The organism is bacterium, assembly GCA_040755795.1.
Classification (GTDB): Bacteria; UBA9089; CG2-30-40-21; order CG2-30-40-21; family SBAY01; genus JBFLXS01.
The window spans coordinates 1-5,536 of record JBFLXS010000269.1 but is presented as its reverse complement, the minus strand read 5'-3'; the positions used below and the strand labels follow the sequence as shown (position 1 = coordinate 5,536).

The 5,536-nt window shown below is 41.3% G+C and carries 6 protein-coding genes; all 6 read left to right on the top strand.

Annotated features, from left to right (window positions below; all coding sequences use genetic code 11):
- Window positions 1-256 precede the first annotated feature (256 nt).
- Entirely contained in the window at window positions 257-2,911 is a 2,655-nt protein-coding gene (locus AB1414_14435; GenBank protein ID MEW6608620.1) for an SUMF1/EgtB/PvdO family nonheme iron enzyme, read from the top strand.
- A gap of 122 nt (window positions 2,912-3,033) precedes the next feature.
- Entirely contained in the window at window positions 3,034-3,402 is a 369-nt protein-coding gene (gene avd, locus AB1414_14430) for a diversity-generating retroelement protein Avd (protein ID MEW6608619.1), read from the top strand.
- Window positions 3,315-3,803, top strand: coding sequence for an RNA-directed DNA polymerase (locus AB1414_14425; GenBank protein MEW6608618.1), 489 nt, complete (start codon window positions 3,315-3,317; stop codon window positions 3,801-3,803). The genes avd and AB1414_14425 overlap by 88 nt, the downstream gene beginning before the upstream one ends.
- Window positions 3,804-4,055: 252 nt before the next feature.
- Entirely contained in the window at window positions 4,056-4,427 is a 372-nt protein-coding gene (locus AB1414_14420; protein MEW6608617.1) for a GxxExxY protein, read from the top strand.
- A gap of 118 nt (window positions 4,428-4,545) precedes the next feature.
- On the top strand, window positions 4,546-4,728 hold the full coding sequence (locus tag AB1414_14415) for a hypothetical protein (GenBank protein ID MEW6608616.1): 183 nt from the start codon (window positions 4,546-4,548) through the stop codon (window positions 4,726-4,728).
- Window positions 4,729-4,812: 84 nt separating this feature from the next.
- Window positions 4,813-5,190, top strand: a complete 378-nt coding sequence (locus tag AB1414_14410) for a DUF5618 family protein (GenBank protein ID MEW6608615.1) — start codon at window positions 4,813-4,815, stop codon at window positions 5,188-5,190.
- Window positions 5,191-5,536: the final 346 nt, after the last annotated feature.

Genomic DNA, 5,536 nt, shown 5'->3' with positions numbered 1-5,536 from the left:
CGTAAACAACATAGGGAAGAATTGCAGAAATACATCACAGGTATTATTCAAGCCCGTGAACAAAAAATGTATTGAATGATTTAGGTCGCTCCTATGGAGCTTTATGTTATAGGTGGACATTTTTTTTTCTACAAACAGATTGCTCCTCTGGAGCAAATTTAATAAGCAAAAGATGGCAGAAAATGAAGTAAAGCAATGCCTGGGACCATAGATATAGCCTTAAGTCCTACGCAACGCTCTCTTAATAGGTCCTCAAATGCTGAAGTTGAGTGAAGTGTTCTTCGAACAGGATGCTGGCCGTCGAATATCTGAAATTGGCTCCATGGAGCAAAAGAAATTTAAAAGTCCTGAAAGCCTAAAATATTTGTTAAAGGATGCCGATATTTGGGAGTCGCACATCTGGCGCCTCTCTCAAGAAGATCGAAACTTTAGAGGTGCCAGGGACAGTTCTGATGAAGATTTTCATAAGGTGCTGGAAGGTATTACTAAAGTGCTTCAACAAGAGGAACTCACCTCTGATGCTGTCCAATTCCAAACTACAATTCATCAAGTGGCAAAAAAACTAAACAAAAACCCCGGTGAGATTTTAACAGCATTGCAATGGCTCTTTGAAACAACTATCAAGCGGGAGCCAGTATTGACCCACCTAAAAGTACCTTGTTCAGCATTACTTATTGGCGATGCCGGCGTAGGTAAAACCACCGTGATGAGGATGTTGACCCTCAATCTGTTTGAACAACTCAAAAAAGGGCAGAAGGAAGGCACTCCATGCCCTGTTTTCGTTCGTCTGGATAAAGTAGCCGAATATATAAAAGAGCCCCAACCGATAGAGGAGGCAAAGAAGGCATTGCTTACTTATATTTGCCAGCACTGGCGCTCACATTTAACCTGCCAGGACGATCTCACCGTAGAAGCTATTGAGAATTATTCCAAATCAATACAATTAATATTAGATGGATTGGACGAAATTCCCTCAGCAAAACTAAGGCTGAAATTAGCCACAGTGGCCAATAATATGGTGCAGGACAAGTCCGGCAAATGGCACATTATCATTACTTCACGACCTACTGCGGTAGACGAATCCTTAGTTGATAAATTAGGTTTTGCTAAAATACAGTTACTGGAACTAACAACAAAGCAGATTAAAGACTTTGTCCATAATTTTCTCATGATTTATAATGCTAATGAGCCTAAAGCAGGAGAAAAGGATGCTCGGGCTTTTCTATCGGCATTGGAGCTTTCTGAGGCAGCGCAAGAATTTGCCGGCAACCCCCTCTACCTTACAGTTATGATTTTGATGCATAAAAAACATACTGTCCTGCCGAAGCGGAGAATCGAGCTGTATTCCGAATTTTACGAGATGTTGCTTTTGCAACGCTCTTCTGATCTTGACCTTGGCAAGATGGCTGATAAACCTGTATTTGAAGTTTCTATTCCTAAAGGAGACCCAATCGTATGGTGGGAAACTGTTTACACATCCTTATTGCAGCGTATCGCTTTTATTGTCCATAGTGATGAGCAGGATAGTGTCAGCATCTCTTCACCACGGGTTATTGAGGCCATCCAACAGCAGAAATTACAGTGTGAAATAAAAGGGATAACCGAAAAAGACTTTGCCCGTCGGTTTTTAAATTTTGCTGATGAGAACTTGGGGGTGCTGCTCTCCCGCGGTCAATTCTATGGCTTCAGCCACCGCTCCCTACAGGAATATCTTGCAGCTAAGCATCTTTCAGACTTTGATGAAAGTCAGCAGGTAAAAGACTTTTGGTCTGAAGTAGCCCTGAAAAAGCCAGATCGCTGGCTGGAAGTGGCCCGACTGCTGTTCTGCGAAATTCGTAATAAACCCTTTCTGTTTAAATATCTGGAAGAACAATGGTCCCAGGATATTGACAAAACGGATGATCCTCGTGTTATTGCCATGATTGGTGCCATTTTGTCTGATCTGGAAGAGTTTTATCGACAAGGGGGTGGAATTTGGGAGTTACACCTGGGCGTTGAAAGGGCGTTAACCAACCGGCGAGATAAAAGCCACCATCAGCCTAAACTCTTCCTCGCCTGCGGCGATGCCCTGGGACTGATGGACGAACCCAAGATAGATGTCTCCGATCCCCCAATGGTATATTTTCCACCGGAGAAACCTTTTAATATGGGCAGCAATAAAGAAGAATCGGAACAACCCATCCATCTGGTTAAGCTATCACCTTACTGGCTGGGGAAATATCCGGTAACCAATAAGGAGTTTGGGGAGTTCATTAAAAGCGGGGGCTATGAAACTGAGGAATACTGGATTGATGAGGAGAGCAGGTTTGGGTTTGACGGCCGGCAGTTTCTAAAAGGGCTTAAGGAAAAAGCACCTCGCTGGTGGCTGGACGAGCGATTTGGTAAGAGCCGGCCATTAGCGCCGGTAGTGGGTGTCAGTTGGTACGAAGCTATGGCCTATTGCCGCTGGTGGACTCTTACTTACGGGGAGCAGTGGGCTGAAAAACAGGGGCAAAACCAAAGGGTAATCATGCGGCTGCCCACCGAAGCTGAATGGGAGTTTGCGGCTCGCGGCTTTGAGGGTAGAGAATACCCCTGGGGCAATACACCAAAACCCAACACTGAACGAGCAAATTATGATATGCAGCTTGGTCAAACATCAACTGTGGGTAGCTATCCCCAGGGGGCTACACCTGAGAAGGTACTTGATCTGGCAGGTAATGTGTGGGAGTGGTGCTATGATTGGTATGGTGATTATAAACAGGACTCTGATGAAAATCCTACTGGACCAAATAAGGGTAAATTTCGTGTCTTGCGCGGCGGCTCGTGGGACAGCAAACCAGTCTGGCTGCGCTGTACCAATCGCTTCTGGTACATCCCGGTGGTCAGGCTCGACGACATTGGATTTCGTTGTGCGAGAGTTTACTTTTGAGGTTTTTTAGTTTTTTACTCTTTTAAAAGGGGGATTGGGGGCGAAGCCCCCAGTCGAAAATTTTTTTGGGGAGAGAAGCTAAATGAAAGAAAAAGAGACTATCATTACTAAGGTTTTATGATCTGCTGAAACACACTATTCCTATTCTGGCCCGTTTCCCTCGAGATCAGAAGTTTTTATTAGGCGATCAATTTCAAAGGCTACTAACTGACATTCTGGATGCTTTTATCGAGGCATACTATAGCCAGAAGAAGTTGCCTATTCTAATCCCAGTGAATTTGCAATTAGAGAAGCTGCGTTATCGTATTCGACTGAGCCACGACTTTAACCTTATTAGCCATAAGCAATATGGTCAGTTGAGCGAAAAGGTAGACGAAATAGGTCGGATGCTTGGAGGCTGGATTTGGATAGGCGAAAGGGGTTACCCATTGGCAATCAGACCAGCCAGTTTTTTGCCAATGTTTATCTCAATGGGTTTGACCATTTTGTAAAGAAAGAATTAGGTTGCCGCTATTATATTCGCTATGTAGATGATTCTGTGGTTTTAGATGATGATAAGGCTTTACTGTATGATGTTCGGGAGGGACTAAAGGAGTATCTGTCAAAGCTGCGGTTGAGATTGCATCCTGACAAGAGCCAGATTTTTCCGGTAGAGCAAGGGACGGACTTTCTTGGTTATCGCAGTTTCCCTACTCATCGTCTAATTCGTAAAAGCAATGTTAAGCGATTCAGGCGAAAGTTGAGAAGATATCGACGGGATTATGCGGCTGGAGAATTAAGCTGGCCGGAAGTAAATCAGCGGGTACAAAGTTGGTTAGGACATGCATGCTGGGCCAATAGTTATTATTTACGAAAAGAAATCTTTGAAAGTGCTGTATTTGTAAAGGGGTAGGTCAATAGGTCATCGTGTCTTGCGCGGCGGCTCGTGGAACAACAAACCAGACTGACTGCGCAGTACCAATCGCAACAGGAACAACCCAGAGAACAGGAACAACAACATTGGATTTCGTTGTGCGAGAACTTACTGAATTCCCTATTTAGGAGCTTATCCTTACCCACAAATTGGGTAGAAGGAGAGAAACAAAGAGAAATACCACGAAGAACACGAAGGACACGAAGAAAAATTATTTTAGGAATGGATTTTATGAAATTTGATGAATTATCTAAGAAAGTAATTGGGTTAGCAATTGAAGTTCATCGGGAATTAGGTCCTGGGTTATTAGAAAATACATATAAGCAATGTCTTGCTTATGAATTAAGTCAGGCAGGAATTAACTTTCAAATGGAGATGGGACTACCTGTAAAGTATAAAAACATCCATATTTCTTGTGGTTATCGGATAGACTTCTTAATAGAAAATGAGTTAATCTTAGAATTAAAGAGTGTTGACAATATAGTTCCTGTCCATGAAGCCCAGTTGCTAACCTATATGAGATTAGCAAATATAAAGATAGGTTTATTAATGAACTTTAATGAGAAGAGATTGAAAGATGGGATTAAAAGATTTGTTTTATAATTCTTCGTGCTCTTCGTGTCCTTCGTGGTTTTTAAAAGATGTGGGTAAGGATAAGCTCTAAAAGAGGGGAAGAGGATGTAAAAAGTTAAAAAAACTGTTAACTTTAGTAATTTTAGGGATGGTTCTGGGGATAGGTGAGGTTGCCGCTCAAACAACAATTACTACCACTACCATTGCCACTGATACTACCTGGACCCTAACAGGTAGCCCTTACATCGTTATTGGCGATGTCTCTGTCAAAGGAGCAGACACTCCATGCTTAACCATTGAGCTAAATGGAGTGGTCAAGTTTAAGCAATAAAAATGTTACACATTTTACAAAATAATTGTTGACGGATAAAAGAAAATATGTTAAGATAAGAAAACAACGGGGGGAGATTTAAAAATGAAAGAGTCATTAAGATATTTAAATAATGCCAGGGAGATATTGAGGTCTATTCCAGTAGAGGATAATACCTATACAGATGTTAAGCCTGTGCGAGAGGCATTTGGAACAGCCTATCTGGCTATTTTAGAAGCAATAAATGAATATCTGATTGAAAAGAAGCAAGTTACGAAGAAAGAAATTCCAAAATCAGTAGATGGATATAGAGAAGCATTAAGAAAGCATCTGGCTATTCATAATGGAAAGTTGATGAGGGAGTTTGAAATGCTTTATGACACCTTGCACATAGCGGGTTATTATAGAGGACTTATTTATGATACCCAGGGAGTTAAACATTATTTAAAATTAGCAAAGGATTTTATAGAAAAGATTGGATAAAGATGTGAGGTAAGAAATTATGATTCTCATTCCAAAAGTTTCTAGTCTAACTAATAACGAAAGATATACCATAGAATTTTTAGAAGGGGGGGGGGGCTTCCTCCTAACTCCTTTAGTCTCAACATATTACAACAATATTGACCAATCACAAAAAGCGTTTCAATCGCGAATTAAAAGCGAATGAAACGCTTTTTTTTGTTTTTTGATGCTGATATTTATCGGAACTTCCTCTCTATTTAAAGGCAAAATTTAGCATAACCATTTGATTTTCAATAAGATATAGCAATATTTCTTTTTTCTGATTCCTATCTACAATTGAAAGGGGGATTTAATTCCTAATCCGTTT

Bases quoted from the DNA above. Each gene is read 5' to 3' on its own strand.
- AB1414_14435 (MEW6608620.1), top strand. From the start codon at position 257: ATGCTGAAGTTGAGTGAAGTGTTCTTCGAACAGGATGCTGGCCGTCGA.
- AB1414_14420 (MEW6608617.1), top strand. From the start codon at position 4,056: ATGAAATTTGATGAATTATCTAAGAAAGTAATTGGGTTAGCAATTGAA.
- AB1414_14410 (MEW6608615.1), top strand. From the start codon at position 4,813: ATGAAAGAGTCATTAAGATATTTAAATAATGCCAGGGAGATATTGAGG.
- AB1414_14415 (MEW6608616.1), top strand. From the start codon at position 4,546: ATGGTTCTGGGGATAGGTGAGGTTGCCGCTCAAACAACAATTACTACC.